We start from the raw sequence: 26,630 nt of genomic DNA on the forward strand, positions 1-26,630 counted from the left end.
GCGTCTTGAGTTCGAGACCGGGATCGAGGACAGTAGAACGATGAATGCTCGTGAGATGCCGGAAGCAGCTTCTAACAGGCCTTGGCCGGAAAGCTTCAGCTCGGCGTTCAACGGGTTTGAAAAGTACCTGACTGCCGAACGTGCTCATTCGGAACACACCACCCGTGCCTATCTGGCGGACCTCCAACAGCTCTTCAACTTCGCGGTGTGCAACTCCATAGCGGATTTAAGCGGGCTCAGTCTGCTGACTCTACGCGCCTGGCTGGGCAGCATGAATATCGACGGCCTGGCCCGGTCGAGTATCGCTCGCCGTGCCGCGTCCGCCCGAGTCTTTACCGCATGGGCCCTGCGCGAAGAGCTCATTGCAAGCGATCCTGCAGTGCGGTTGCAGGCTCCCAAGCGCCAACGGACGCTGCCCCACGTCCTGCAGCGGCGCCAGGTGGAACAGCTGTTCTCGACGTTGGCTTCGGAAGCAGCCGAGGGGCAGCCTGTTCCGCTGCGTGACCGGGCGCTGATCGAACTTCTCTACGCCACCGGAATTCGTGTTGGGGAGTTGTCCGGGCTGGACGTTGACGACCTTGACCAGGACCGCAGGCTGGTACACGTCCTGGGTAAGGGCAATAAAGAACGCGCCGTCCCCTACGGTGTTCCTGCCGCTACCGCGTTGGATGACTGGCTTCGCCGCGGGAGGGGAGCGCTGGCGACGGATGCCAGCGGCCCGGCGCTGTTTCTGGGCCGCCGGGGAAAACGGATCGACCAGCGGCAGGTGCGGGACGTTTCCGCACGCCTGTTTGCCGGACTCGGCGACACCGCGGCCACCAGCCCGCACGCATTGCGCCACAGCACCGCTACGCATCTGCTCGACGGTGGCGCGGGCCTCCGTGCCGTCCAGGAGATTCTTGGCCATGAATCCCTGGCGACTACACAGATCTATACACATGTCTCGGTGGATCGCCTGCGAGCCAGCTATAAGCAGGCGCATCCGCGTGCCTAGTGCGAACGGGAATGGCAACTTGGTAGTTACGCTGGCGGAATTCCCGGACATACGGCAGAATGAGTCACATAATCCATCGGGTTGACGAAATACTAATAGATGTATCGTCGAATCAACCTGAGCAATAGCAGCGTCGGAATCAGATAACTATCCGTGGGCTGAAGGTCGTTGGGGAAGACGTACCTACAGCAAATTGGAGGATGGGATGTCTGTTGTGATGACGCGTGGTGTGCTGTTTGTGCATTCGGCGCCTACAGCGCTATGCCCCCACATCGAGTGGGCCGTCGGATCCGTCGTGGACAAGCGAACGGATCTTGACTGGACCCCTCAACCTGCTGCGCCCGGAATGTTCCGGGCCGAACTCTCGTGGCTCGGTCCACAGGGGACAGGTGCTATGCTGGCGTCCGCCTTGCGCGGCTGGGCCCATCTGCGTTATGAGGTGACCGAAGAGCCGAGCCCCGGCGTGGACGGGGGCCGTTGGTCGCACACGCCCGAACTGGGCATATTCCACGCGGCAACAGATGTCCATGGCAACATCATGGTTTCAGAAGACCGCATCCGCTACGCCTACGAGACGGGCGCCGGTGATCCGGCGGCCGTTTACCATGAGCTCTCCTTGGCGCTCGGCGAGGCTTGGGATGAAGAGCTGGAACCCTTCCGGCACGCAGCCGAGGGCGCACCCGTCCGGTGGCTTCACCAGGTCGGCTGACACTTCTGCACCAAACGCCTTCGCCGCTCATCCAACAGCAAAGCAAAGGAGAGGCTGCTCAGCGATTCGCTGAGCAGCCTCTCCTTTGCCGGTCTGCGGCAGGGATTTTCCGTACCGGTAGGGTCAGGCGTTCCGGAACACGACGACGGCGTTGTGTCCGCCGAAACCGAAGGAGTTGTTCAGCGCCACAATGTCGCCGCTGGGCAAATCCCGGGCGGAGGTCACCACGTCCAGCGGGATCTCCGGATCCTGATTGTCGAGGTTGATGGTCACAGGTGCCTTGCGTTCGTACACGGCAAGGGCCGTCATGACCGATTCGACGGCGCCCGAGGCTCCCAAGAGGTGTCCGGTCTGCGACTTGGTTGCCGAGACCGAGACGTTGTCTACCTGGTTGCCCAGAGCAGCCTTGAGGGCCGTGTACTCGGGTTTGTCGCCCACCGGGGTGGAGGTGGCATGAGCGTTGACGTGGACCACGTCTACGGCCTGAGCGCGGGCGTCAAACATAGCTGCCTTGAGCGCTCGGGTCGCTCCAAGGCCTTCCGGATCCGGGGCAGTGATGTGGTACGCATCGGCGGTGACTCCGGAGCCAGCAAGTTCGGCATAAATACGGGCGCCGCGGGCGAGAGCGTGTTCCTCGGCCTCGAGGACGAGCGCGCCGGCTCCTTCGCCCATGACGAATCCGTCGCGGTCCAGATCGTACGGCCGTGAGGCGTGCTCAGGGTCGTCGTTGCGCTTGGAGAGTGCCTGCATGGCACTGAAGGCGGCAATCGGCATCGGATGGATGGCAGCTTCGGCGCCGCCGGTCATAACGACGTCGGCCTTGCCGGCACGGATGAGATCAACGCCCAGGGCGATGGCCTCGGTACCCGAGGCACAGGCGGAGACAGGAGTGTGGGCGCCGGCGCGGGCGCCCAGATCCATGCTCACCGCTGCTGAGGGGCCGTTGGGCATCAGCATGGGAACGGTCATCGGCAGGACCCGGCGGGGCCCCTTGTCCCGGAGGGTGTCCCAGGCATCCAGAAGTGTCCAGACGCCGCCGATACCGGTAGCGAAAGCCACGGCCAGCCGGTCGTGGTCGATCTCTTCGATGCCCGAGTCCTTCCAGGCTTCACGGGATGCAACAACGGCGAACTGTGTGGACGGGTCCATCCGCTTGGCCTCGACGCGGGTCAGTACTTCGTCCGGCTTGTTCGAGGCCCGGCAGGCAAAGGTTACGGGGAGTTCGTAGCGTGCTACCCAATCGTCTTCAAGGGTGCGGGCGCCTGACACGCCCTTGAGAGCGTTCTTCCACATCGTTGGGACGTCGCCGCCGATGGGCGTGGTGGCGCCAAGGCCAGTGATGACTACTTTGCGTGCCATTTACTCATTCTCTCCAAGGGTATGGGGCAAAAAATGCAAGAGTCGGCGGCCGGAACGAATCGCATCCGGCCGCCGGTCCCTGTGAAGGGAAAACTTACGCCTGGGCGCTGGCGATGAAGTCCACGGCGTCGCCGACGGTCTTGAGGTTCTTGACCTCTTCGTCTGGGATGCGGACGCCGAACTTTTCCTCAGCGTTGACGACGATCGTCATCATGGAGATGGAGTCGATATCCAGATCGTCGGTGAAGGACTTGTCCAGTTCGACAGCCTCGGGCGCGAGACCGGTTTCCTCGTTAACGATTTCGGCCAGGCCTGCCAGGATTTCTTCGTTGCTAGCCATTGAAGGCTCCTTTTCTAATGGTGCCGGCACGATGTCCGGCCGGGTTGTCAAACCGCTGAATACGGTTTGGAATGGAAAACTGTTCACATGCAGGGGAAATTGCAGCGGAACGACTGCGATACTACGGCAGAACGATGACCTGTGCACCGAAGACCAGCCCCGCGCCGAAGCCAATCTGCAACGCCAGACCTCCGCTGAGCTGCGGGTTTTCCTGCAGCAGGCGGTGCGCAGCCAGCGGAATAGAGGCTGCGGAGGTGTTTCCGGCGTCTGCAATGTCGCGGGCAACCGTGACGCTTTCCGGCAGCTTTAGTTGCTTGATCATCTCGTCGATGATGCGCATATTGGCCTGGTGCGGGACGAACGCGGCGAGCTCTTCCGGCTTGACTCCGGCTTCGTCCAGGGCGCGCTGGGCAACCTTCACCATTTCCCAAACGGCCCAGCGGAACACCGACTGTCCGTCCTGGCGCAAGGTGGGCCACAGCTTCTTGCCGTCTTCGTTCCGTTCTGCAGCAGCTGCGGAGAGAGAGCCTGCGGCCTCCGCAGCCAAGGAGAGTTCACGCACGTCGTTCAGCGAATGGGTCATGCCGATGACATCCCACTTGCTCCCGTCCGAGCCCCAGACCGATGGCCCGATGCCGGGAGTGTCGGAAGGGCCGATAACGACGGCGCCGGCACCGTCGCCGAGCAGGAAGGAGATGGTCCGCTCGGAGTTATCGATCACATCCGAGAGCTTCTCCGCTCCTACCACCAGAACGAATTCGGCTGCGCCGGAACGGACCAAGGCGTCGCCCTGGGCAATGCCGTAGCAGTAGCCTGCGCAGGCAGCGGAAATATCGAATGCCGGCGCGGGTGTTGCCCCAAGCCGGTCTGCCAGGGCAGCAGCGGCCGACGGCGTGGCGTACGGGTGCGAGACAGTCGAGACGATGACAGCTCCGAGCTGGGAGGCTTCGATGCCGGCCTTCTCGAGTGCTTCGAGGGCAGCGCCCTCGGCCATGTCCACAACGGAGGTATCCGCTCCGGCCCGGTGGCGCGTCACAATTCCGGTCCGCTGACGGATCCATTCGTCAGAGGACTCAATCCACTGGCAGACATCGTCGTTCGTAACGATGACACCGGGCCGGAAGGCTCCCAAACCGAGGATGCGGGAATGTTCGCGCAGTTGGGACTGGCGCATGACGGGGTTGCTCACTGGTGGATGTCTCCAGACTTATGTTCATTGGTAAGTGCGACGCCGGCCGGTGTCTGTTGGGTATGTTCGGCGATGAAGGCGCGGGCCTGCTCGAGCTGATCAGGGGATTTCAGGGCCATTGTAGCCACACCCTTCATGCCACGCTTCGCCAGCCCCGTCAGCGTCCCCGCTGGCGGCAGTTCGAGTAGGCCGGTCACGCCCACGGAGAGCAGTTCTTCCATGCACAGATCCCAGCGGACGGGCCTGGAGACCTGGGCGATCAGACTGTCCAGGTTCTGCTCGCCGCCGGCAACCGGTTCGCCGTCGTAATTGGACAGCAGCGTCAGCGCCGGTGAGTCAGGGGAAAGCTGCGGGCGCAGCGCTTCCAGAACACCTACGGCGGGCGCCATATGTTCGGTGTGGAAAGCGCCGGCCACCTTCAGCGGGATGACCCGGGCCTTGACCGGCGGATTATCCGCCAGGGTCTGGAGTTGCTCGAAGGTGCCGGCTGCCACGATCTGCCCGCCGCCGTTCGCGTTCGCGGCGGTGAGCCCTGCGGCGTCGATAGCTGCGAGAACTTCCGCCTCGTCTCCGCCGAGCACTGCACTCATGCCGGTCGGCGCCTGGGCCGCGGCCTGGGCCATTGCGTTGGCGCGTTCGCGGACGAAGGCCATCGCATCGTTTTCGGTCAGCGCGCCGGCAATGGCCGAGGCCGTAATCTCACCGACGGAGTGTCCGGCCACAACCGTGGAAAGATCCAGCGGTTCGTCCGCCGTCAGCGCTCTGGCCGCGATGAGGCCGGCGGCAACGATCAGCGGCTGGGCGACGGCTGTATCTTTGATGGTCTCTTCGTCGGAAGTGGTTCCGTGGGCTACGAGGTCCAGCTTCGCTATGTCGCTGAGCAAGCTCAGGTGTTCAGCGACGCCGGGGACGTCTAGCCAAGGGGAGAGGAATCCTGGGGTCTGGGAGCCCTGGCCCGGGCAGACAATTGCAAGCACTTATCCAGCTTTCCAAAGACGATGGGGTTATTAGGGTGTTTTGGCAAACGAAGCTCACCTGATCCCTTTGTAGGAAGTCTACAAGGGCAGGTTGTTACTGCCGAGTAGGCGCGCGCTCCTGGGCGGGCCGTGACGCGGCCACCAGGCGGCCAACAACGAGGGCTGTTTGCAGAACGAACGCCTCGCGGGGGAGCAGCGGATCCCAGCCGGTCACGTCACACACTCTCCGCAGGCGGTACCGCACGGTATTGGCATGGACGAAGAGTTCTCTCGCGGTTGCCTCCAGGGAATGGCCGAGAGATAGGTAACTGGAGAGCGTTTCGCTGAGTCCGTTTCCGGCATTGACCAGCGGCACGTAGATGTATTTGTACAGGTCGCGGCGTGCGGCATCGTCACCCGACATGACCCGTTCGGGCCACAGGTCGTTTGCCGCCACAGGACGCGGCGCGCCTGGCCAGGCCCGGGCGGCTGAGAGGCCGGCGAAAGCTGCCTGCGCCGACATGCTTGCGTCTACCAGCGATTTGGTTTCCGGTCCGTAGACAACGGGGCCGGGGCCGAACAGTTCGCTGAGCCGGATGAAGGCTGAGCCCTGGTCGGATATGCCGCCCAGTACCAGAATCAGCCTCTCGCCCTGGATCCCCACCAAGGTATCGTCGGCGAACCGTGAACTGGCCCGGCGTATTTCGGCGACGAAAGACGGGCTTGGTTCCGGCGGGGAACTACCCACCATGACGGTAATCCTGCCGGCAGATTTCCAGCCGACGGCGGCGATCCGCGAACGCAGGGCGTCCGAGCTCTCGCCGCGCAGGATAGCGTCCACGACAAGTGCCTCCAGCCGTGTGTCCCAAGCTCCGCGGGTCTCGGCGGCACGCGCGTAGACGTCCGCTGCGGCGAAGGCCACCTCCCGGGAATACCTCAGGACCGCCTCACGCAGCGATGCTTCGTCGCTGCCGCCCGCCAAGTCGCTGACCTGGTCTTCCACGGCTTCAACCACCACGCGGATCAGTTGCAGGGCGCGTTGCAGGCTGATTGAGCGGGTCAGCTCGGTCGGAGCTGTACCGAAAACGTCGTTCATGACCCAGGCCGGCGATGCCGGCCGCTCATACCAGGTCACGAAGGACGCGATCCCTTTTTGCGCAACCAGCCCCAGCGCGGCCCGCTCGTCGGGACGAAGGCTGCGGTACCAGGGCAACTCGCTTTCCAGCCGCTTGAGCGTAGTGGTGGACAGCGCGCCGATCTTCGACCTGAGCCGGTCAAGGGTGGCAGCGGTGGCCGGCGGCTGCTTGCTTGAGTATGGCTTGGCGCCGCGGACCGTGGTCTTCGGCGTCGTTTGCGGGGCCGGGGTTGCGGCATTGGTCCGGGGCTGGGGCATGCCTCGAGCATACGCACTCGGCGGCCTGTGCTCCATTCGCTCTTTTGTGTGGTTCCTACTAAAAAGGCACGGACTGTTCCCGAGGCCGAAGCTGTCGCGGGGACAAAAAGGCAGCGGGTCCCCTTCCGGAGATCCCGCTGCCTTTCTTGTTCTTGCCGCTTGGTCAGGAGTCGCCGCCGGCGTTTCCGGACGTACCGGCCGTGACGTCATTGAGCTTGTACCGGTCGAAGGCTTCCTTGGGAGCGTTCTGGTCCACTTCACCGCGACGGGCGAGCATTTCCAAAGCGCGGACCACGATCGAGTGGCTGTCGATCTTGAAGAAGCGCCGGGCAGCAGCGCGGGTATCGGAGAAGCCGAAGCCGTCCGCACCGAGCGTGGCGAACTCGTGGGGCAGGAACTGGCGGATCTGGTCCGGCACTGCCTTCATGAAGTCGCTTACGGCAACGATAGGTCCGGTGGCACCCTCAAGCTGTTCGGTGACAAACGGCTTGCGCGGCTCGGAGCCCGGGTTAAGGAAGGCTTCTTCCTCCGCCGCCAGGCCGTCCCTGCGCAGCTCGGTCCAGGACGTGACGGACCAAACGTCGGCAGAGACACCCCATTCGTCGGCGAGGATCTGCTGTGCCTCGAGCGCCCACGGCACCGAGACACCGGAAGCCAGCAGCTGGGTCCGGGGACCGTCTACCTTGGCCGGCGCCAGCAGGTAGATGCCCTTGAGCAGACCTTCGACGTCGAGCTCCTCGGGCTCTGCCGGCTGAAGGATCGGCTCGTTGTAGACCGTCAGGTAGTACATGACGTTCGGATCCTTGGAGTCCGGTCCGTACATGCGCTCCAGGCCGGACTTCATGATGTGTCCGATTTCGTAGCCGTACGCGGGATCGTAGGTCACGACCGCCGGGTTGGTCGAAGCCAGCAGCGGCGAATGGCCGTCGGCGTGCTGCAGACCTTCTCCGGTAAGCGTGGTCCGGCCGGCCGTGGCGCCGATAATGAAGCCGCGGGTCATCTGGTCCCCGGCGGCCCAGAAGGAATCACCGGTGCGCTGGAAACCGAACATCGAGTAGAAGATGTAGATCGGAATCAGCGGCTCGCCGTGGGTGGCATAGGCGGTTCCTGCTGCTGTGAAGGCTGCGGCGGAACCGGCCTCGTTGATGCCCGCGTGCAGGATCTGCCCGGAAATCGACTCCTTATACGCCAGGACGAGGTCGCGGTCCACGGACAGGTAATTCTGGCCCTTGGGGTTGTAGATTTTCGACGTCGGGAAGAACGAGTCCATGCCGAAAGTACGGGCTTCGTCCGGCACAATCGGGACAACCCGCTTGCCGAAGTCCTTGTCCCGCATCAGATCCTTCAGCAGGCGGACGAACGCCATTGTGGTCGCAGCCATCTGCTTGCCGGATCCGCGCTTGGCGACTTCGTAGGCCTTGTCGTCAGGCAGATGGATCGGCTCCGCGGTGTTCCGCCGTTCCGGCACGTAACCGCCCAGGGCCTTGCGCCGCTCCTGCAGGTACTGGATCTCGGGGGAGTCCTGTCCCGGATGGTAGTACGGCGGCCGGTACGGGTCGGATTCGAGCTGCTCGTCGCTGATCGGGATCCGCAGGTGGTCGCGGAACTGCTTCAGATCATCCAGGGTCAGTTTCTTCATCTGGTGGGTCGCGTTGCGGCCCTCGAAGTGGGTGCCCAAGCCGTAGCCCTTGACGGTGTGCGCCAGGATGACGGTCGGCTTGCCCTCGAACTCGGTGGCAGTTTTGTAGGCCGCGTAGACCTTGTGGTAGTCGTGGCCGCCGCGCTTGAGGTTCCAGATCTCCTCATCGGAAAGGTGGGACACCATTTCCTTGGTCTGCGGGGTCTTGCCGAAGAAATGCTCGCGGACGAAGCCGCCGGACTCGGCCTTGTAGGTCTGGTAGTCGCCGTCCAGGGTTTCGTTCATGACATCCACCAGAGCGCCGTCCTTGTCGGCAGCCAGCAGCGGATCCCACTCGCGGCCCCAGACAACCTTGATGACATTCCAGCCGGCGCCGCGGAAGAACGCTTCGAGCTCCTGCATAATCTTGCCGTTGCCGCGTACCGGGCCATCAAGGCGCTGGAGGTTGCAGTTGATGACAAAGGTGAGGTTGTCGAGCTGTTCATTGGCGGCCAGCTGGAGCAGCCCGCGGCTTTCCGGCTCGTCCATTTCGCCGTCGCCAAGGAAAGCCCAGACATGCTGCTGCGAGGTGTCCTTGATGCCGCGGTTGTGCAGGTAGCGGTTGGACTGCGCCTGGTAAATGGCATTCATCGGGCCGATACCCATGGAGACCGTCGGGAACTCCCAGAATTCCGGCATTAGCCGGGGGTGCGGGTAGGACGAGAGGCCGTGGCCGGCCTTGGACTTCTCCTGCCGGAAACCGTCCAGATCCTCTTCGCTCATGCGGCCTTCAAGGAAGGCGCGGGCGTACATGCCGGGCGAAGCGTGTCCCTGGAAGAAGACGTGGTCGCCGCCGCCGGGGTGGTCCTTACCGCGGAAGAAGTGGTTAAGTCCGACCTCATACAGGGTGGCGGCGCCGGCGTACGTAGAGATATGCCCGCCAACGCCGATGTCCGGCCGCTGCGCGCGGTGGACCAGCACCGCGGCGTTCCAGCGCAACCAGGCACGGTACTTGCGTTCGATCTCTTCCTTGCCTGGGAACTCAGGTTCCTGGTCGGCGGGAATGGTGTTGACGTAGTCCGTGGTGGTGACCATGGGCACGCCGACGCTCTGGGCGCCCGCTCGTTGCAGCAGGGAGCGCATGATGAACTGTGCGCGCTCAGTGCCTTGGGACTGAATCAGCTGGTCCAGCGATTCGATCCATTCCGCGGTTTCCTCAGGATCGCGGTCCGGGAGCTGGTGTGTCAGCCCGCTCAGGATGTGCGAGGTATCTTCTCCTGCGCTCACGTCCAACCTCTCTTATGTGCAGATTGTGTCTGCGCCGTGCATGGTCAAGCGTCCCGGCCGCGCTTACGGCGGGCAATGTCTCCGGCTTCAAGCGGAAGCATTGGTTGCTGAATCCCGGCGCAGTCCGGTTTGGACGCGCACGGATATTCTTCGTGCAACTCTAGCCGCTCATAGTGCCATAGCGTAGCCGCGGACCTGCCCGCGAACCCATTGATTACGCGGTGGAAGGACGCCCTATCACAATTGCGGCAGGGGCTGGCTTTTTCAGGTCGGACGCGGCGGCTGGCTTGATGCATCCGCAAATAGGGTGTTGGCTTGTAGTATCCATTAGAGGACCAACCCGGTCCTGTACATGCAGGTATGACAGTTGCAAGACAGTTCCAACCAGGAGGAGCACAGTGAGCGAGGCCGAGGCCGCCACGGTTGACAATGTGGCAGGCAAGTTGGGTTTCAAAGACGGAGACCTAATACAGGAGTTCGGCTACGACGAGGATGTGGATTTCGATCTGCGTGCCGACATCGAAGAGTTGACTGGCTCCGAACTGCTCACCGAGGACGACCAGGATTCCGTTGATTCTGCCATTCTCTGGTGGCGCGACGGTGACGGAGACCTGGTTGACGCGCTGGTGGATTCCCTCACTATGCTGGACGACGGCGGTGTGGTGTGGGTCCTGACGCCGAAATCGGGACGGGATGGCTACGTGCCGCCGTCGGATATCCAGGAAGCAGCACCCACGGCAGGACTGCACGTTACTACGTCCGCAGGAGTCTCCGATGACTGGGCAGCAGCCCGGCTCGTAAGCAAGAGGAATAAATAACCGTATGAGTTTTCCCGCCGTCGGCAAGGCTGCCCCGGATTTTGAGTTGTCCAACCAGTTCGGAGAGCCGATCCGACTCTCCGATCTCCGCGGCCAGTCCGTAGTTATCGTCTTTTACCCCTTCGCTTTCTCCGGGATCTGCACCGGTGAGCTGTGCGCGCTTCGCGACGATCTGGCGTCCTTTAAGGATCAAAACGCCCGATTGCTTGCTGTGTCCGTCGATCATAAGTTCGCGCTGCGGGCCTTTGCCGAGCAGGAAAGCTACGAATTCGACCTGCTCGCCGATTTCTGGCCGCATGGCGGCGTGGCGAAGGCATATGGCGTCTTCGACGAAGAATCCGGAATGGCAGGACGCGGAACGTTCATCGTGGATGCGGACGGAATCCTGCGCCATGTGATCGACAGCCCGCGTACCCAGGCGCGTGATATCCAGGAGTATCACCGCCTGCTGAAAGAGCTTTAGGCAGCGTATGGACCGGGGGCAGTTTGACCAGGCGATCACTGCCATGGCCGGCCGTCCTCTTGCTGTCCTCACCGGCGCAGGGCTCAGCACGGATTCAGGCATCCCGGATTACCGAGGGCCGGACTCCGTGCCGCGCAGCCCCATGACGTACCAGCAGTTCGTGTCGGATGAACTGCTGCGGCGTCGGTACTGGGCGCGCAACCATGTCGGCTGGCGCCACATGCACCGTGCGGAGCCGAATGCCGGACATCTCGCTCTGGCTGCCCTCGAACATGCGGGGATGATGACAGGGCTGATCACGCAGAATGTGGACCGTCTGCATGAAGACGCGGGCAGCATCAACGTGATTGACCTGCACGGGCGCTTCGACAAGGTCATCTGCCTGCAGTGCCGCCGGGTAATCGACCGCTCCGGACTCGCGGACCGGCTGGAAGCACTGAATCCCGGATGGCCCGACTCGTCAGCCGATCCCGGCGACGTAGCCCCCGACGCGGACGCCGACGTCGGTGACACGGCGAACTTTGTCATCGCGGACTGCGAAGTGTGCGGCGGGATGCTGAAGCCGGACTTCGTCTATTTTGGCGAGAACGTTCCCAAGGACCGCGTGGCCGCCGCCTACGCCATGGTTGACCGGGCCGAGGCACTGCTGGTGGCGGGATCATCGCTGACCGTCATGAGTGGGCTGCGGTTTGTCCGCCATGCGGCCAAAACAGGCAAGCCGGTGGTCATCATCAACCGCGGCAGCACGCGCGGCGATGAACTGGCGACGGTGAAGCTCGAGGCGAGCCTCTCGGAGAGTCTGAAAACCCTTGCGGCGGAGCTTCCAGCCTTGTTTGCCGATGATGCTGATGGTGCCGGTGGGTCCAGTTGGCACATCGGGCCGGTTATCCGGTAGAGTATTTCCTTGTGATGTTGCGGCGGATAACGCACTGCGGCACTGTACAAAACATCACCATTGGGTCTTTAGCTCAGCTGGTAGAGCGCCACGTTTACACCGTGGATGTCATCGGTTCGATCCCGGTAGGACCCACCCTCGCAGGGTTCCGGCAACGGAACCCTGCTGTGTTTAACGGCTAATGTGGCCAGGCTCTGCGTCGGCGTTCAGCTCGCGCACAGGTTGCGCAGAGACCCTGGCCATGTTGCTGTGGTAGCAAAGATGAAACCGGTTTTCGACCCGAAGGTAGTCAATGCCAAGCATCAAGCGTCGGCCGATCTTTGCCCTCGTGGGCAGTGCGGCCGCCATCCTCCTTGCCGCGCAGACTGTAGACGTAGCGGTCAACAGCAGGGCCGGGGACGAGGACTTGCAGGCCCAGGCCCTCTCCAGGGCAAGCCAGGTGGAGAATCTCCGGATGAGCGGCCAGGACAGCGCAAGCGCAAGCGCGGATGCGAAGGCGCCTGAACCCAGCCTGGATGAGCAGCAATTTTCCGCCGCCATGGATGAGTATGCAGCGGTAACAGGGAAGACGTTTTCCGCCGCGGTGTATGACCCGGCCACGGATGAGACCTGGACCTACAACGCCCGCCAGGGCTATATGGAAGCAAGCATCGTCAAGGTGTCCATGGTCCTGACGCTGATCCGGGAAGCCACGGAGGAAGGCCGGGGGCTGACTTCCGATGAGATGGACCTGTCGGCCAGGATGATTCAGTCAAGCGACAATGACGCGACCAACGAGCTCTACCGGCACATTGGCGCTGCCGAGGCGTTGCAGGAGACCTATGACCTGCTGGCCTTGACCAGCACGGAGGCAGGGCCGCTCTGGGGCGCGTCGACCACCACTGCGGCTGACCAGCTCAAGATCGTCAACGCTGTCATCTACGGAACGGACTGGCTGAATGAAGACCAGTTGACCTACCTCCAGAAATTGATGAACGGAGTGGAATCGTCCCAGTATTGGGGCGTGCCCTCCGGTACCACCCACGCCTCCGTGGCCCTGAAGAATGGATGGCTGCAGGACGACGACGGCAAATGGGATGTCAACAGCATCGGTTACGTCAGCGAGGACAGCACGGAGTACGGAATCGCCGTCCTCTCGTCGGGCAATCCCGAGATGGAAGACGGCGTCTCGCTGGTCGAAGACGTGGCGGGCATCATCCATGAACTCGAACGCAGCGACGCGGCCCGGGGGAGTGCCGGGTCCAACTGAGTCCCGCAATGCCGGCGGGCGCCAAGTGCCGGCCGTGCAAAATAGTGCAACGGCTTAACCGCCCGGGCACTGCCGGACTAGGCTGGAGCGTGGATACCTATCCCGGCTGCCCACGCGAGCAGGCCCGGGTCCACGCAAGTAAACAAGCACTGGAGAGTAATGAGCGCACACATCGGTGTGACAGGTCTGGCAGTCATGGGCGCCAACCTGGCACGGAATTTTGCCCGTAACGGTTACACCGTTGCCCTGCACAACCGTTCGGTGGAGAAGACCGATGCCCTGCTGGACCACCACGGGGATGAAGGCGACTTCGTCCGCACCGAGTCACTGCAGGAGCTGGTGGATTCCCTGCAGAAGCCGCGCCGTGTACTGATCATGGTCAAGGCCGGAAAACCGGTGGATTCGGTCATCGAGCAGCTGACTCCGTTGCTTGAAGAGGGCGACATTGTCATCGACGCCGGCAACTCGCACTATGAGGACACCCGCCGGCGCGAAGCCGCGCTGGCCGAAAAGGGCCTGCACTTCGTCGGGATCGGCGTCTCCGGCGGCGAGGAAGGCGCCCTGCTCGGTCCGTCCATCATGCCGGGCGGATCCCGCGAATCCTACGATTCCCTCGGCCCCATGCTGGAAAAGATTTCAGCAAAGTACGACGGCGATCCGTGCTGCCGCTGGATCGGCACCGACGGTGCGGGCCACTTTGTGAAGATGGTCCATAACGGCATCGAATACGCAGACATGCAGGTCATCGGCGAGGCCTTCGACCTGCTGCGGTCCGGAGCCGGGATCGAGCCTGCCGAGCAGGCGGAGATCTTCACCGAGTGGAACAAGGGTGAGCTGTCCTCGTTCCTGATCGAGATCACCGCCGAGGTGCTGGCACATACGGACGCCAAGACCTCAAAGCCGTTTATCGACGTCGTTGTTGATTCCGCCGGCCAGAAGGGCACCGGACGCTGGACGGTTGTCTCGGCGCTGGAACTGGGCTCGCCGGTATCGGGTATCGCCGAGTCGGTCTTCGCCCGCGGCTTGTCCTCGCAACGGGACCAGCGTGCCCTGGCGCAGGACGTGCTGGCCGGCCACGAAGAGCAGGTGCAGGTACCTGAGGGCTTCGTTGAAGACGTCCGCCAGGCGCTGTTCGCGTCGAAGCTGGTCAGCTACGCCCAGGGCATCGACATGCTCACCTCGGCCGCGAAGGAATACGGCTGGGAACTGAAGCTGGACGAAATCGCTTCGCTGTGGCGCGCGGGCTGCATCATCCGCGCGGAGCTGCTCGACGACATCATGAAGGCCTACGCCGATGAGGACCGCCCCGAGAACCTGCTGTTCGCTCCGGCCTTCGCCGAAGCCATCGCGGCAGCGGTACCGGCCTGGCGCCGCGTCGTGGCGACCGCCGTTCAGCTGGGCATCCCGGTTCCGGTCTTCTCCAGCTCGCTGGCCTACTACGACGGCCTGCGCCGCAAGCGCCTGCCGGCTGCCCTGACACAGGGCCTGCGCGACCTGTTCGGCGCCCACACTTACCGGCGCGTCGACGCCGAGGGCACCTTCCACACGCAGTGGAGCGGCGATAAGTCCGAGGTCGAGGCTGTCGACACGCACTAAGAATGCGAAGGGTCCTGCCGGAGCGGCTTCATGGGCCGCTCCGGCAGGACCGCCTGCTTCGGCCGGACTACAGCAGTTCGGCGCGCAGCTCGGCCGCCGGCTTCGGCGAGAGCAGCCCCGGCGGCACGTCCAGGACGGTCACGGCGCCGAACTTGCCTTGTTGGTTCAGCCGGTGCACCGCGCGGGCGTAGGCCACCAGGACGCTGGCGGTGAATTCCGGGTTGCTTTCCAGCGTGAGGCCGTATTCAATGACCTGCGCATGCTCGCCGCTGGTGTTGCCGCTGCGGATCGAGAAACCGCCGTGCGGCATCGCGCGGTGGTCGCGGGCGAGTTCCTCGGCCGTGATGAAGTGCACCGTGGTGTCGTACTGGTCGAAGTAGTGCGGCATCGTCACGATGGACTCTTTGACTGCCGCGGGGTCCGCGCCGTCTGCCAGCACCACGTAGCACTCGCGTACGTGCTTCTCCCGGGTCTCCAGCTGCGGACGGCCGCCATTGCGGACCTTGTCGATGGCCGTCTGCGAGGGAATGGTGTACTGGACGCCGCCGGCTACCCCGGGAACCCTGCGGACTGCATCGGAATGCCCCTGGCTCAGGCCCCGGCCCCAAAACGTGTACGTGTCGCCGTCGGGCAGGAGTGCCTCGCCGTATACCCGGTTGATGGAGAACATACCCGGGTCCCAGCCGGCGGAAATCAACGCGGTCTTCCGGTTGGCGCGTGCCGGCCGGTCCACGGCGTCGTAATACTCCGGGATGCGCGCATGGGTGTCAAAGCTGTCCACGGTGTTGAACCGCGCGGCCAACACCGGTCCCTGTGCAGGGAGGTCTACCTTGGAGCCGCCGCACAGGATCAGTACGTCGATGTCGTCCTCATAGGCTGCCAGGTCAGACATGGCGTAGACGGCGGTCCCGGGATGCAGCGGCACCAGGTCCGTCGGTTCGCGGCGCGTAAAAATCCCGGTCAGCTGCATGTCGGCGTTTTTTTCCACCGCGGCCTCCACGCCGCGGCCCAGGTTTCCGTAGCCGGCAATGCCGATGCGGATGGTTTCACCCATGGTTTGTCCTCTCGTCGGGTTCGCCCGCCGAGCAGAATGCGGCGGGCAGCACTTTCGTGCCAAGGTCAGCCGGCCCGAGCGGATGCGTGGCCGGAAACGCCGAAGGCCCCAGGCTGCCGCAGGAGCAGTCCGGGGCCTTCGGAAGTCAGCAGGTCAGATCCACATGGCCGGATCGATGTATTCGGCCGGATCCACGGCGGGCGTCGTTTCCCGTTGCGGATCACGGTGCCGGAACGTCGCGGGAATGCCGGTGATGATCGATTCCGGGGGTGCGTCCTTAACAACGACGGCGTTGGCACCCACGGCGCTGTCCGCGCCGATAACAACCGGTCCCAGCACCTTCGCGCCGGCCCCGATGACCACGCGATCCCCGATAGTGGGGTGGCGCTTGACCTTGGCCAGCGAACGGCCGCCGAGCGTGACGCCGTGGTAGATCATGACGTCTTCGCCGATCTCCGCCGTCTCGCCGATCACCACGCCCATGCCGTGGTCGATGAAGAACCGGCGGCCAATGGTGGCACCGGGATGGATCTCGATGCCGGTCACAAACCGCCCCAGCTGCGAGAGCAGCCGCGCAGGGAAACGCAGCGACGGATTGGCCCACATCTTGTGCGTCACCCGGTGGATCCAGATGGCATGCAGGCCCGAATAGGCCAAAAAGTTCTCTACGGAGCCGCGGGCCGCCGGGTCGTGTGACCGGGCGGTCTCGAGATCTTCACGCAGTCGCGCTATGAAACCCATGGAAGCTTTCTGATCGGCAGTAACCGCTGTGCGGTCGGACAACTTACCCGCGGATGTCGTCGTACAGGATGGTGGAGATGTAACGCTCTCCGAAGTCCGGGACCACGGCCACAATCAGCTTACCCGCGTTCTCCTGGCGCTTGGCTACCTCAAGGGCGGCCCAGACGGCGGCGCCGGCGGAGATGCCGCCGAGGATGCCTTCCTTGATGCCGAGCTGGCGTGCAACGGCTACCGAAGCTTCAGTGGGGGCGTCGAGCACCTCGTCGTAGACATCCGTGTCCAGGATTTCGGGGACGAAGTTCGCGCCCAGGCCCTGGATCTTATGCGGGCCGGGATTGCCGCCGGTGAGGATGGCGGAGTCCTCGGGCTCGACGGCGATGACCTGGACTGACGGCTTGCGTTCCTTCAGCAGGCGGCCGGCGCCGGTGATGGTGCCGCCCGTGCCGATCCCCGCAACGAAGATATCCACTTCGCCGTCGGTATCTGCCCACACCTCTTCGCCGGTGGTGGAACGGTGGATGGCGACGTTGGCCTGGTTGGCAAACTGCTGCGCCCAGATGGAGTTTTCCGTGGTGGCCACGATTTCCTTGGCCTTCTCGACGGCGCCCCGCATTCCCTCGGAACCCGGGGTCAGTACGATCTCGGCGCCGAAGGCGCGCAGCATGACGCGGCGCTCGGTGGACATGGTCTCCGGCATGGTGAGAATGACGTTGTAGCCGCGTGCGGCGCCCACCATGGCCAGCGCAATGCCGGTGTTGCCGGAGGTGCCCTCCACAATGGTTCCGCCGGGCTTGAGCGCGCCGGCCTGCTCGGCGGCATCCACAATGGCGACGCCGATCCGGTCCTTGACGCTGTTGGCCGGGTTGTAGAACTCCAGCTTCACGGCGACCTTCGCCGGCAGCCCTTCGGCCAGACGGTTAAGCCGAACCAGGGGAGTGCGTCCAACAAGCTGGGTTACGTCGTCGTAAATACGTGCCATTTTTGCTGATTCCTGCCTTTTCCGGCCCATGGCCGATCTGGATGTACACGCAGCGGGCAGTGCTGACACGCCCGGAGCAAAGATACGTTTAGCCTAGCCAGCGCTCACAGCGCCGGACTAAGCCGCCAGCCACTGGGCGTAATATTTTCTGGCTTTGGCCAGCTTCGGGTCGATTATGACGCGGCAATACCCCTGTTCGGGGTGCTTGGCGTAAAAATCCTGGTGGTATTCCTCCGCTGTGTGGAACGTCGGCAGCGCGGACACCTCGGTGACAATCGGGTTGTCCCACAGCGGCTGGGCACGCTCGATCGCGGCTTCGAACGCCTGCTTCTGCTCCTGGTCCGTGTAGTACATGACCGAGCGGTACTGGGTGCCGACGTCGTACCCCTGGCGGTTCAAGGTGGTCGGGTCATGGGAGACAAAGAACATGTCCAGAATGACGTCCCCGGGCACCACCGACTCCTCGAAGGTCACCGCCACGACTTCCGCGTGCCCCGTGGTTCCGGAGCACACCGCTTCATAGAAGGGGTTCTGCGTGTGGCCGCCGGTGTAGCCGGAAACCACTTCGGTCACTCCGCGCGTCTTCTGGTATACCGCGTCCAAGCACCAGAAGCAGCCGCCGCCCAAAACAAAAGTCTTCATGGTCCTTAACAATGTCAGACGGGCCGCCAAGATTCCCAATGTGTTCCACGTCACGAAAAAAACGCACACTCGAACCAGCCAATGGGGTAGAAAAGGACGTATGAACGACGACGAGCAGCCCGAGCCCAAGCAGGACGCCGAAGACACGTCCAGCGAACCTGCGCCGGACGCAGGTGGCACCCCTATTCTTGGCGACGTACTGCTGGCCATCGAAGAGCTGTGGCCCGAGTCCCTGTCCGAGCCGTGGGATGCGGTTGGGCCTGTGGTGGGCAGGCCTTCGGCAGAGGTAAAGCGGATCCTCTTCGCGGTGGACCCCACGGCGGAGGTGATCGCCGAAGCACTGGCGTGGGACGCGGACCTGCTGGTCACCCACCACCCGCTGCTGCTCAAGCCGGTGAACTCGGTGGCAACCTCGAACTTCAAGGGTGACGCCATCCACCGCCTGATCGAGGGCGGCTGCGCGCTGGTGACCGTGCATACCAATGGTGACAGCGCCGTGGGCGGGGTCTCCGACGTGCTGGCCGATGCCATGGGCCTGCGGGATGTGCGCCCGCTGGCCGCTGCCGAGAACGGCCTGCCCGAGGAAGGCATCGGGCGGGTCGGGGAACTGGCAGACGGGACGACGCTGGGCGAATTCGCTGCCGTTGTCTTCAGCATGCTGCCCGCGGTAGCCGGGGGAGTGAAAGTGGCAGGAGACAAGGACGGGATTGTCCGCACCGTGGCGGTCTGCGGCGGCGCCGGCGACTCGCTCTTCGACGCCGTCCGGGCAGCACAGGCGGATGTCTACGTCACCGCGGATCTGCGCCACCACCCGGCGTCGGAAGCCCGGGAGGGTGCGGTCGACGGGCGGCCCTATCTGATCGATGTCTCGCATTTCGGCAGCGAGTGGCTGTGGCTTACCCCCGCGGCCGATGCCTTAGACAACGTGCTCACGGACCAGGGGTACAACGTTGAGGTCAGCGTCAGCGGAATCAACACCGACCCGTGGGATTTCGTCCTGACTCCCGGGTCCTGATGCCGGGCCGGGGCATTAGGCGCAAAAGGATAGGCTAGAGAGCACGCCGGGCCGCAGGGGCCCGGCAGGATCCGGAGGATTGTCATGGCGAAAGCACCAGCATCGGAGCAGTTGCGGCTGCTTGACCTCCAGGCACTGGACAGCAAGGTAACCCAGCTGGACCGCCGCAGCGCCACCGTTGCCAAGAACGCGGACATCGATGCCCTGTTGGAGAAGCTGGCCACTGCCGATTCGGAACTTGTCACGATCAACACCGAAGTTGGTGACACGCAGCGCGAACTCCAGCGGGCCGAGACGGACGTGGAAATGGTCCAGACGCGGATCGACCGGGACCAGAAGCGGCTGGACAGCGGATCCGGATCACCCAAGGATCTCTCCGCCCTGCAGAGCGAACTCGTGTCGCTGAACAAGCGGCGTTCGGATCTTGAAGACGTCGAACTCGAGGTGATGGAGCGGCTCGAGGCCGTCCGGGTACGGCAGGCCGACCACCAGAAGTCCCATGATTCCCTTCGGGAGGAACTGGCCGCACTGGAGAAGACCCGGGACGAAGACCTGGCCGCCATCGCAGCCGAGCGCGCGTCCGTCGCGGCGGAGCGCGCCGAGCTGGCGGGCACATTCGAGCCAACTTTGCTGGCGCTCTACGAGAAGACCCGCGCCCAGCGGGGCGTGGGTGCAGCCAGACTCTTCCACGGGAAGTCGGAAGGCTCCGGCATGCAGCTCAGCCCGGGCGACCTGGCAGACATCAAAAAGGCCGCCGAGGACGACATCGTCTTCTGCCCCGACTCCGGCTGCATCCTGGTCCGCTCTAATGAGTGGGCCAGCTAACCCGGCAGGATCCTAAATAAGCCGGCAGGGCCAGCTAACCCGGCAGGATGATGTTCAGTGCGTGCGGCTTGCGCGCGGTTCCTGCCACCAGTTCCGCTTGCCATTTCTCCTGCGCGGCCTTGAGCAGGTTGGCCGGGGTCTCCGGCGCCTTGCCCCGGCGGGTGAGCAAATGGCGGGCGAGCTCGCCGCGGGTGTGCTTGGCAAAGTGCGAGACAGCCGTCCGCTTGCCGTTGCGCTCCTGGAAAACGTTGACCACTACCGTCCTGTCCGCGGCCGGCGACCACGCTGCGGCATAGCTGCTGGAGCGGCAGTCCACCAGCAGGTGCCCGTCCGCATGCGCGTCCAGCGCCGGGGGCAGCTGCTTTTTCCAGTAACTGGCGAGCTTCCCTGTTTCGGGCAGGCCAACCGACATGGAGAGCCGGTAGGCGGGAATGTAGTCCGGGAATCCGATGGCTCCCCACAAGGCAGAGACAATAACGACGGCGGCATCAGCCTTGCGCTTTTGCGCCGCGGTCATGGTGCGGTAACCCAGGGCGTCGTAAAGGACGCCTGAATAAACGGTGTGGGCGGCGGCCGACGGCTCGTCGTGCAGTCGCGTGTTGCGTTCCACTTCGGCGGCCAGGGACGCACCGACGCCGAGGCTGGCCAGCGCATCCGGTTGCGAACTGACGTGGGCCAAGGCGTTCAGGACTTCTTCGCGGGCTGGATTCAGCTCCGGAAAATGCAGTTCCGAGAGCTCAAAGGGATGACCCTTGGCAGCAGCGGTTTTACCTTCGGAGGGAGGAAGCAGAATCAGCACCCTACGAGCTTACAGATTCCGCCCGGGTCGCCCGAGCGTGGTGCCGCGGCCTGTATCCTTGGAGCTGGATGGGTTGGCTGGGCGATCGCGTTGGCAGGTGCAAACCTGCTGCCGAGGAAAGTCCGGGCTCCGCAGAGCAGAGTGGTGGGTAACGCCCACTCGGGGTAACCCGCAGGCCAGTGCCACAGAAAACAAACCGCCAGGACCGCCTATGGGCGGGATCTGGTAAGGGTGAAAAGGTGGTGTAAGAGACCACCAGTGTCCCGGGTGACCGGGAGAGCTAGGTAAACCCCACTCGGAGCAAGGCCATACAGGGTACGTTCGAGGGCTGCTCGCCCGAGTGCCCGGGTAGGCCGCTTGAGGGCATCGGCAACGGTGTCCCTAGATGGATGATTGCCACCCGGCGGCGGGCAACTGCCGCCGGCGACAGAACCCGGCTTAAAGGCCAACCCATCCCACAACCGGCAGCCCTGCAGCAGCTGCTTGTGAGTGACTTCACACGTATCTGGAACCAGTGCCCCTCCGGAGTCTCTAGAATAGATATGGGCATAGTCCTTAACACAGCTGCCGGCTACGGCGGGTGTGTGCTCTGCACGAAGTAGACGGATCTTCGTTGCAGGCGTCGCCGTGGATTGCGCGGCGAGTTCCAACCGGTCTCGAGGGAGAGTCCGGCTGATGTAGGAAGGTAATTCTGTGAACCAGAAGTCAGAAGCGGCCCTGGATACGTGGATCAATCGCGAGGCACTTGCCGAAACGATGATTCCGCTGATCGGGCGCCTGTACCGCGAGAACAACGTGGTCACATCCATCCACGGACGAAGCCTGATCAACCAGTCCGTAGTTGGCATCCTCAAGGCCCATCGGTTTGCCCGGCAGATCGATGACGTTGAACTGCCGCTGGAAGAAACTTTCCCGGTGCTTCAGGCCCTGACCGAGCTGGACCTCGGTGCCGGTTCTGTCGATCTGGCCCGCCTGCTGGTCAAGTTCAAGACCGAAGCCGCCGGCAGCGAATTGAAGGACTTCCTGCGGGAAGAGCTCGCCGAGATCGTCGGTAAGCGCGGAGCGGACGCCCGCGTCAGCACCGACGTCGTTCTTTACGGTTTCGGCCGTATCGGCCGTCTCCTGGCCCGGATTATGATCGGCCACTCGGGCGGCGGCCACGGCCTGCGCCTGCGTGCCATCGTGGTCCGCAAGGGGTCCGAGAATGACCTGGTCAAGCGCGCCAGCCTGCTGCGCCGCGACTCCGTCCACGGCCCGTTCGAGGGGACAATCTCCGTGGACGAGGAGCACAACACCATCCTCGCCAACGGCACGCTGATCAATGTGATCTACTCCAACGATCCGTCCACGGTTGACTACACCGCGTACGGTATCAACGACGCCATTGTTGTGGACAACACCGGCCGCTGGCGCGACGAAGAGGGCCTGTCGCAGCACCTGAAGAGCAAGGGTGTTTCCCGCGTTGTACTGACCGCGCCGGGCAAGGGCGGCCTGAAGAACATCGTGCACGGTGTCAACCACAAGGACATCACCTCCGACGACAAGATCGTCACGGCCGCGTCCTGCACCACCAACGCCATTACCCCGGTCCTGAAGGCCATCAACGACAAGTACGGCGTGGTCCACGGCCATGTGGAGACGGTCCACTCGTTCACGAACGACCAGAACCTGATCGACAACTTCCACAAGGGTGAGCGCCGCGGCCGTGCAGCCTCGCTGAACATGGTGATTACCGAGACCGGTGCCGCCAAGGCAGTCGCGAAGGCTCTGCCCGAGCTCGAAGGCAAGCTGACGGGCAACGCCATCCGCGTTCCTACCCCGAACGTCTCGATGGCCATCCTGAACCTGAACCTGGAAAAGGATGCCAACAAGGAAGAACTGAACACCTACCTTCGCGGTATGTCGCTGGATTCCGAACTGCACAAGCAGATCGACTACATCGACTCTCCCGAAGTTGTTTCGAGCGACTTCGTGGGTTCTCGCCGCGCCGGCATTGTCGATGGCCTCGCAACCATCGCGAACGGCAAGAACGCCGTCCTCTACGTCTGGTATGACAACGAATTCGGCTACAGCTGCCAGGTCATCCGCGTTCTGGAGGAAATGGCCGGAGTGCACCCGATGCTGTTCCCGGTTGTTGCCAAGGAACCCGTGGTTGAGGCGATCAGCTGACCTGACGGAATCTTGGTCGATCGAGAGGCCGGCGGCGTTTTAAACGCCGCCGGCCTCTCGGTATCTGCGGCACGCGGGTAACAGCTATGGCTTTTGCTAGGGGGCCTCCTAGAATGGGCCCATGACTGAAAAGACAGAGTTGTCGAGGTGGGAACAGGCGCAGGCCAACTACAAGGAGGCCCAGCGCTTGCTCAAGGAAGCGCAGTCGGCGTTCGCGCGCGGAGATGTCCAACAGAAGCGCGTTGACGAGCTGACCCGGTTGAAGGACATCGCCGAGGAAGACTATCTGCGGTGCGAGAAGGAACATAGGTCTGGATTGACGGACTCTTGATTTGAGGCTTCACGATAAGTTCCGTGCCGTTAAGCGCAGACTCAAGCGGGCCGTAGCCAAGAACCAAGGTCCGCGCGTTCCGGCGGGGGACAGCGGCCCAAGCGCCAGTGCCGCGACGGCGAAGGTGGCCGTGGTAATACCGGTCTACAACACGATGCCGTATCTGGCTGACTTGCTCGACTCCCTGGCAGGGCAGGATCTGGATCCAGCATTGTTTGAGATCGTCGCTGTCGATGACGGCTCCACGGACATGAGCGGGGAAGTGCTTGATGCCTTCGCTGCTGCCCACTCCAATATCCGTGTGATCCATCAAGAGAACAGCGGCTGGCCGGGTAAACCGCGCAATGTCGGCATCGCGGCGAGCCAGGCTCCCTATATCTTCTTTTGCGACGCCGATGACCTGCTGGGGCCCGAAGCCTTGCGTCGCATGGTGGATTATGCCTTGGCCAACGATGTGGATCTTTTGGTGCCGCGCATGGTGGGGCTCGGCGGCAGGGGCGTCCAATCAGGACTATTCCGGGAGACCTACCTGGACGTTGACCTGAGGAAAATTCTTGGTACCCTCTCGCCCCAGAAGATGTTCCGTCGGAGCATGCTGGACCGGCACGGGATCAGATTTCCCGAAGGGATGGTCAGGCTCGAAGACGGCCTGGTGTTGGCGCGATGCTATCTGGTTTCAGAGCGGACCTCCCTGCTCGCGGACTACGACTATTACTACCTTAGGACGAGGGACGACGGCGCAAACATCAGTTCGCAACGGACCAGTCCGGAGAGTTACACCCGCTCTGTTAGCGAGATTGCCAGGATCCTCACCGAAGGCGACCCCGATGGAGACCGGGCCAGCCTCTTGGCGCTGGACCTATACCGGCGTAAGTGCCTGAGGTTCTATGCGCCGGACCGTTTTCGCAAGATCAACCGCCGGCAGGCGCGGCGCTGGATGTCCGAGCACGCGAAGTTTGCGCAGCGCTACATTTCCCCGGCGCTGGAAGAACAGTTGTCCTTCCCCCATCGGCAGAGATCTGCGCTTGTACGCGCCGGCGACCTGGGCGGGCTGCGAAGACTGGCTGCTGCCGAACCGTTTGTCCAAGCCAAGGCAAGGGCTGTACGCGTGTCATGGGAATCTGATCAGATAAGCATGGAAGTGGCGCTGGATCCAGCCGGAGAACTGGACCGCTTGGAACTTGTGGTCCGCGGCCGCGGATCCAATAAGTGCAGCACCCAGTGGTTCGATCCTCTTCGGGCTGAACCCGGCAAGTACTTCGCCAACCTGGATAGTGTGTCTTTGGCAGGTTTCGGCCCCGTGATCGTAGATTTTTACGCTCGGGCAACGAAAGACGGATTCACAGGTGCGGAACATCGTATCGCCGTGGACACAAACCTGCCGCTGCCATCCCCGGCAGGCGATTTACGCACCTACGCCACGGTCAACGGCAAACTGAGCGTTGACATGCGGACCAAGCAACCAAGCTAGCGAGAAGGGGCCGCAAGGTCTGCTGGATCAGTGGCCGAACGGATCCGGGTCCACGCCCGGCATCCAGGTCAGTCCTTCTTTGGCCCAGCCCTGGTTCTTGATGTGCTTGCGCGCACGCCGGCCCCAGCGGTCATTGAGCCGATCGATGTAAAGCTTGCCGTCAAGATGGTCGTATTCATGCTGCATGACGCGGGCGAACCAGCCGGTGGCTTCGAAATCCACTGGCTGTCCGTCGACGTCGAACCCCTGGACTCTGGCCCATTCCGCGCGCTTGAGCGGGTAGCTCAGCCCAGGCACGGACAGGCAGCCTTCAACTTCCTCCTCGGGGTCCGGGTCGGCGCCGGAGATCTTCGAGAGCGTCAGCGACGGATTGATCAGCACGCCGCGCGGCGGTACGCCGTCGTCGTTGGCGAAGTCGTAGGTGAACAGGCGCAGCCCGACCCCGATCTGCGGCGCGGCCAGTCCCACCCCGTGGGCCTCGTCCATCGTCTCGTACATATCCTCGACGAGGGCGCGGAGGTCGTCGTCGAACTCGGTAACGGCGGCGGCGCGACGGTGCAGGACAGGTTCACCGGTGATGGTGACTGGACGGACGGGCATGCTTCTCCTCAGTGCGAAAGTCCTCAGTGGCGAAAGCTTGAACTACTGGCTGGCGATATCCCGGCCGGCGCCTTCGCACAACGATCTCACTGGTGCCGCCGAAGATCGTGAGCAGGCGTGCGGCCGGGTAAGGCTGGGCGACAGGGTATTCCGCCGACTGCCGGGCTTGACCGGCTGAACATGAAGAAAGCCGCCTGGATTATCTCCAAGGCGGCTTTCTTGCGAAGCTACCGGTGTAAGTCACCAGCCTCATTCGGGGTGAGTAACGGGGCTTGAACCCGCGACCTCCTGGACCACAACCAGGCGCTCTGCCAGCTGAGCTATACCCACCATATGCCTCTTTGTTCCTCCCGGCAGATCCCACTCTAGCGGTTCCTGCCGGTCTTCAACCACAAAAGGCAACGCAGATAAGTCTACATGCTTTCCGGGGTGCTTTTGACCGTCTTCCGCCATTTTGGCCCGAATCGACCAAAATGTGGTGCAGCTAACATCGCCGCCGTGGGGTCAGAGCACTGCCGATTGGGTGACCTCAGCAGCGATCTTCTTGGCGGTTGCCGAGTCGGGCCCGGGGGAGGGGACGAAGACTGCCTGGCGGTAGTAGCGCAGCTCGTTGATCGAGTCCTTGATGTCTCCGAGGGCCCGGTGGCCGCCGCTCTTGGCCGGCGACTGGAAGTAAGCGCGCGTGAACCACCGGCGCGACAGTTCCTTGATCGTGGAGACGTCGATGATCCGGTAGTGGAGGAAATCGATGACCTTCGGCATGTCCCTGGCCAGGAAGTTGCGGTCCGTGCCTACCGAGTTCCCGGCGAGCTGTGCCTTGCGGGGCTCCGGAACCCAAGCGGTGATGTACTCCATGACTATCTCTTCCGCCTCGGCCATGGTCATGCCATGCGGCAGTTCGTCGAGCAGCTTGGAAGTGGTGTGCATTTCCCGGACAAAGTCATTCATCTGGGTAAGAGACTCATCGGAGGGCTTGATGACCACGTCCACACCGTCCCCGAGCACGTTCAGCTCCGAGTCGGTCACCAGCACTGCCACCTCGATGAGCGCATCTGCCTCGAGGTCCAGTCCGGTCATTTCGCAATCGATCCAGACAATATGTTCATTAGAGATAGGCACCGCTCAAATGTACCGCGTC

The 26,630-nt window shown here is 63.2% G+C and carries 25 protein-coding genes, 2 tRNA genes, 1 other RNA gene and 1 pseudogene; 15 read left to right on the forward strand and 14 right to left on the reverse strand.

The genetic code is table 11. The features are described from left to right. Window positions 1-40: 40 nt before the first annotated feature. Together B0G38_RS04780 and B0G38_RS04785 are read left to right on the forward strand one after the other, a co-directional pair. The gene (locus B0G38_RS04780; RefSeq protein WP_413542027.1) at window positions 41-994 is read left to right on the forward strand and encodes a tyrosine-type recombinase/integrase; all 954 of its coding nucleotides are present in this window, start codon (window positions 41-43) and stop codon (window positions 992-994) included. 205 nt (window positions 995-1,199) lie between these two features. Further along, a complete protein-coding gene (locus B0G38_RS04785) occupies window positions 1,200-1,703 on the forward strand; it encodes a DUF3145 domain-containing protein (protein ID WP_264668387.1) in 504 nt (167 codons plus the stop codon). A 123-nt stretch (window positions 1,704-1,826) separates the two neighbouring features. On the opposite strand, the gene fabF is transcribed toward B0G38_RS04785, so the two are convergent. From fabF to aceE, 6 genes are all read right to left on the reverse strand, one after another. Next, on the reverse strand, window positions 1,827-3,062 hold the full coding sequence (gene fabF / locus B0G38_RS04790) for a beta-ketoacyl-ACP synthase II (RefSeq protein ID WP_264668388.1): 1,236 nt from the start codon (window positions 3,060-3,062) through the stop codon (window positions 1,827-1,829). Window positions 3,063-3,156: 94 nt separating this feature from the next. After that, entirely contained in the window at window positions 3,157-3,402 is a 246-nt protein-coding gene (locus tag B0G38_RS04795) for an acyl carrier protein (protein WP_264668389.1), read from the reverse strand. Window positions 3,403-3,523: 121 nt separating this feature from the next. After that, window positions 3,524-4,576, reverse strand: coding sequence for a beta-ketoacyl-ACP synthase III (locus tag B0G38_RS04800; RefSeq protein ID WP_413542033.1), 1,053 nt, complete (start codon window positions 4,574-4,576; stop codon window positions 3,524-3,526). Between the two features lie 11 nt (window positions 4,577-4,587). After that, a complete protein-coding gene (locus B0G38_RS04805; protein WP_264668391.1) occupies window positions 4,588-5,568 on the reverse strand; it encodes an ACP S-malonyltransferase in 981 nt (326 codons plus the stop codon). Between the two features lie 94 nt (window positions 5,569-5,662). Continuing rightward, window positions 5,663-6,940, reverse strand: coding sequence for a PucR family transcriptional regulator (locus B0G38_RS04810; RefSeq protein WP_264668392.1), 1,278 nt, complete (start codon window positions 6,938-6,940; stop codon window positions 5,663-5,665). A gap of 163 nt (window positions 6,941-7,103) precedes the next feature. Continuing rightward, on the reverse strand, window positions 7,104-9,845 hold the full coding sequence (aceE, locus tag B0G38_RS04815; protein WP_264668393.1) for a pyruvate dehydrogenase (acetyl-transferring), homodimeric type: 2,742 nt from the start codon (window positions 9,843-9,845) through the stop codon (window positions 7,104-7,106). A 398-nt stretch (window positions 9,846-10,243) separates the two neighbouring features. Here aceE and B0G38_RS04820 point away from each other — a divergent pair, with 398 nt between their 5' ends. From B0G38_RS04820 to gndA, 6 genes are all read left to right on the forward strand, one after another. Then, complete coding sequence (locus tag B0G38_RS04820) at window positions 10,244-10,663, forward strand: DUF3052 domain-containing protein (RefSeq protein ID WP_264668394.1); 420 nt, start codon at window positions 10,244-10,246, stop codon at window positions 10,661-10,663. 4 nt (window positions 10,664-10,667) lie between these two features. After that, entirely contained in the window at window positions 10,668-11,126 is a 459-nt protein-coding gene (locus tag B0G38_RS04825) for a peroxiredoxin (RefSeq protein ID WP_169996226.1), read from the forward strand. A gap of 7 nt (window positions 11,127-11,133) precedes the next feature. Continuing rightward, on the forward strand, window positions 11,134-12,021 hold the full coding sequence (locus tag B0G38_RS04830) for an NAD-dependent protein deacetylase (protein ID WP_264668395.1): 888 nt from the start codon (window positions 11,134-11,136) through the stop codon (window positions 12,019-12,021). 62 nt (window positions 12,022-12,083) lie between these two features. Next, window positions 12,084-12,156, forward strand: a tRNA-Val gene (locus tag B0G38_RS04835). 157 nt (window positions 12,157-12,313) lie between these two features. Continuing rightward, window positions 12,314-13,270, forward strand: coding sequence for a class A beta-lactamase-related serine hydrolase (locus B0G38_RS04840; RefSeq protein WP_264668396.1), 957 nt, complete (start codon window positions 12,314-12,316; stop codon window positions 13,268-13,270). A 159-nt stretch (window positions 13,271-13,429) separates the two neighbouring features. Then, entirely contained in the window at window positions 13,430-14,866 is a 1,437-nt protein-coding gene (gene gndA / locus B0G38_RS04845) for an NADP-dependent phosphogluconate dehydrogenase (protein WP_264668397.1), read from the forward strand. A gap of 67 nt (window positions 14,867-14,933) precedes the next feature. Here gndA and B0G38_RS04850 read toward each other — a convergent pair whose 3' ends face one another. From B0G38_RS04850 to msrA, 4 genes are all read right to left on the reverse strand, one after another. After that, entirely contained in the window at window positions 14,934-15,920 is a 987-nt protein-coding gene (locus B0G38_RS04850) for a diaminopimelate dehydrogenase (protein WP_264668398.1), read from the reverse strand. A gap of 153 nt (window positions 15,921-16,073) precedes the next feature. Continuing rightward, a complete protein-coding gene (gene epsC / locus B0G38_RS04855) occupies window positions 16,074-16,661 on the reverse strand; it encodes a serine O-acetyltransferase EpsC (RefSeq protein WP_169996236.1) in 588 nt (195 codons plus the stop codon). Between the two features lie 43 nt (window positions 16,662-16,704). Further along, entirely contained in the window at window positions 16,705-17,640 is a 936-nt protein-coding gene (gene cysK / locus B0G38_RS04860; protein ID WP_264668399.1) for a cysteine synthase A, read from the reverse strand. 117 nt (window positions 17,641-17,757) lie between these two features. Further along, complete coding sequence (gene msrA, locus B0G38_RS04865; protein ID WP_264668400.1) at window positions 17,758-18,282, reverse strand: peptide-methionine (S)-S-oxide reductase MsrA; 525 nt, start codon at window positions 18,280-18,282, stop codon at window positions 17,758-17,760. A gap of 100 nt (window positions 18,283-18,382) precedes the next feature. Here msrA and B0G38_RS04870 point away from each other — a divergent pair, with 100 nt between their 5' ends. The 3 genes and pseudogenes from B0G38_RS04870 (at window position 18,383) to B0G38_RS23300 (ending at window position 20,122) form a co-directional block, all read left to right on the forward strand. Continuing rightward, the gene (locus B0G38_RS04870; RefSeq protein ID WP_264668401.1) at window positions 18,383-19,297 is read left to right on the forward strand and encodes a Nif3-like dinuclear metal center hexameric protein; all 915 of its coding nucleotides are present in this window, start codon (window positions 18,383-18,385) and stop codon (window positions 19,295-19,297) included. Between the two features lie 84 nt (window positions 19,298-19,381). Then, a pseudogene (locus tag B0G38_RS23395) lies at window positions 19,382-19,903 on the forward strand (zinc ribbon domain-containing protein); the annotation flags it as partial. A 105-nt stretch (window positions 19,904-20,008) separates the two neighbouring features. Beyond that, a complete protein-coding gene (locus tag B0G38_RS23300) occupies window positions 20,009-20,122 on the forward strand; it encodes a C4-type zinc ribbon domain-containing protein (RefSeq protein WP_413542034.1) in 114 nt (37 codons plus the stop codon). 34 nt (window positions 20,123-20,156) lie between these two features. Here the strand turns inward: B0G38_RS23300 and B0G38_RS04880 are convergent, their stop codons facing one another. Further along, on the reverse strand, window positions 20,157-20,921 hold the full coding sequence (locus B0G38_RS04880; protein WP_264668403.1) for a YaaA family protein: 765 nt from the start codon (window positions 20,919-20,921) through the stop codon (window positions 20,157-20,159). Window positions 20,922-20,990: 69 nt separating this feature from the next. On the opposite strand from B0G38_RS04880, the gene rnpB reads away from it, so the two are divergent. The 4 genes from rnpB to B0G38_RS04900 all read left to right on the forward strand — a co-directional run bounded on the left by rnpB (window position 20,991) and on the right by B0G38_RS04900 (window position 24,892). Next, window positions 20,991-21,378, forward strand: an RNA gene (gene rnpB, locus B0G38_RS04885) — RNase P RNA component class A. Window positions 21,379-21,614: 236 nt separating this feature from the next. Next, window positions 21,615-23,090: a glyceraldehyde-3-phosphate dehydrogenase gene (locus tag B0G38_RS04890; RefSeq protein WP_169996248.1), complete on the forward strand. Its 1,476-nt coding sequence runs from the start codon at window positions 21,615-21,617 to the stop codon at window positions 23,088-23,090. A 121-nt stretch (window positions 23,091-23,211) separates the two neighbouring features. Beyond that, entirely contained in the window at window positions 23,212-23,421 is a 210-nt protein-coding gene (locus B0G38_RS04895) for a hypothetical protein (RefSeq protein WP_074702090.1), read from the forward strand. 130 nt (window positions 23,422-23,551) lie between these two features. Further along, window positions 23,552-24,892: a glycosyltransferase family 2 protein gene (locus B0G38_RS04900; protein WP_264668555.1), complete on the forward strand. Its 1,341-nt coding sequence runs from the start codon at window positions 23,552-23,554 to the stop codon at window positions 24,890-24,892. A gap of 27 nt (window positions 24,893-24,919) precedes the next feature. On the opposite strand, the gene def is transcribed toward B0G38_RS04900, so the two are convergent. From def to orn, 3 genes are all read right to left on the reverse strand, one after another. Continuing rightward, the gene (def, locus tag B0G38_RS04905; RefSeq protein WP_264668404.1) at window positions 24,920-25,492 is read right to left on the reverse strand and encodes a peptide deformylase; all 573 of its coding nucleotides are present in this window, start codon (window positions 25,490-25,492) and stop codon (window positions 24,920-24,922) included. Window positions 25,493-25,749: 257 nt separating this feature from the next. Next, window positions 25,750-25,822 (reverse strand) — tRNA-His (locus B0G38_RS04910). Between the two features lie 174 nt (window positions 25,823-25,996). Next, window positions 25,997-26,611, reverse strand: coding sequence for an oligoribonuclease (gene orn / locus B0G38_RS04915; protein WP_074702094.1), 615 nt, complete (start codon window positions 26,609-26,611; stop codon window positions 25,997-25,999). Window positions 26,612-26,630 lie beyond the last annotated feature (19 nt).

The sequence above is a fragment of the Crystallibacter permensis genome (assembly GCF_025960875.1).
GTDB classification, from domain to species: Bacteria; Actinomycetota; Actinomycetes; order Actinomycetales; family Micrococcaceae; genus Crystallibacter; species Crystallibacter permensis.

Excerpts from the sequence above, each read along its gene's own strand:
- B0G38_RS04830 (WP_264668395.1), top strand. The coding sequence starts at position 11,134 with ATGGACCGGGGGCAGTTTGACCAGGCGATCACTGCCATGGCCGGCCGT.
- B0G38_RS04780 (WP_413542027.1), top strand. The coding sequence starts at position 41 with ATGAATGCTCGTGAGATGCCGGAAGCAGCTTCTAACAGGCCTTGGCCG.
- B0G38_RS04850 (WP_264668398.1), bottom strand. The coding sequence starts at position 15,920 with ATGGGTGAAACCATCCGCATCGGCATTGCCGGCTACGGAAACCTGGGC.
- cysK (WP_264668399.1), bottom strand. The coding sequence starts at position 17,640 with ATGGCACGTATTTACGACGACGTAACCCAGCTTGTTGGACGCACTCCC.
- B0G38_RS04810 (WP_264668392.1), bottom strand. The coding sequence starts at position 6,940 with ATGCCCCAGCCCCGGACCAATGCCGCAACCCCGGCCCCGCAAACGACG.
- epsC (WP_169996236.1), bottom strand. The coding sequence starts at position 16,661 with ATGGGTTTCATAGCGCGACTGCGTGAAGATCTCGAGACCGCCCGGTCA.
- B0G38_RS04800 (WP_413542033.1), bottom strand. The coding sequence starts at position 4,576 with ATGCGCCAGTCCCAACTGCGCGAACATTCCCGCATCCTCGGTTTGGGA.
- gndA (WP_264668397.1), top strand. The coding sequence starts at position 13,430 with ATGAGCGCACACATCGGTGTGACAGGTCTGGCAGTCATGGGCGCCAAC.
- B0G38_RS04840 (WP_264668396.1), top strand. The coding sequence starts at position 12,314 with ATGCCAAGCATCAAGCGTCGGCCGATCTTTGCCCTCGTGGGCAGTGCG.
- def (WP_264668404.1), bottom strand. The coding sequence starts at position 25,492 with ATGCCCGTCCGTCCAGTCACCATCACCGGTGAACCTGTCCTGCACCGT.
- B0G38_RS04895 (WP_074702090.1), top strand. The coding sequence starts at position 23,212 with ATGACTGAAAAGACAGAGTTGTCGAGGTGGGAACAGGCGCAGGCCAAC.
- msrA (WP_264668400.1), bottom strand. The coding sequence starts at position 18,282 with ATGAAGACTTTTGTTTTGGGCGGCGGCTGCTTCTGGTGCTTGGACGCG.
- fabF (WP_264668388.1), bottom strand. The coding sequence starts at position 3,062 with ATGGCACGCAAAGTAGTCATCACTGGCCTTGGCGCCACCACGCCCATC.
- B0G38_RS04795 (WP_264668389.1), bottom strand. The coding sequence starts at position 3,402 with ATGGCTAGCAACGAAGAAATCCTGGCAGGCCTGGCCGAAATCGTTAAC.
- B0G38_RS23300 (WP_413542034.1), top strand. The coding sequence starts at position 20,009 with ATGCAGCTCAGCCCGGGCGACCTGGCAGACATCAAAAAGGCCGCCGAG.
- B0G38_RS04870 (WP_264668401.1), top strand. The coding sequence starts at position 18,383 with ATGAACGACGACGAGCAGCCCGAGCCCAAGCAGGACGCCGAAGACACG.
- B0G38_RS04785 (WP_264668387.1), top strand. The coding sequence starts at position 1,200 with ATGTCTGTTGTGATGACGCGTGGTGTGCTGTTTGTGCATTCGGCGCCT.
- B0G38_RS04825 (WP_169996226.1), top strand. The coding sequence starts at position 10,668 with ATGAGTTTTCCCGCCGTCGGCAAGGCTGCCCCGGATTTTGAGTTGTCC.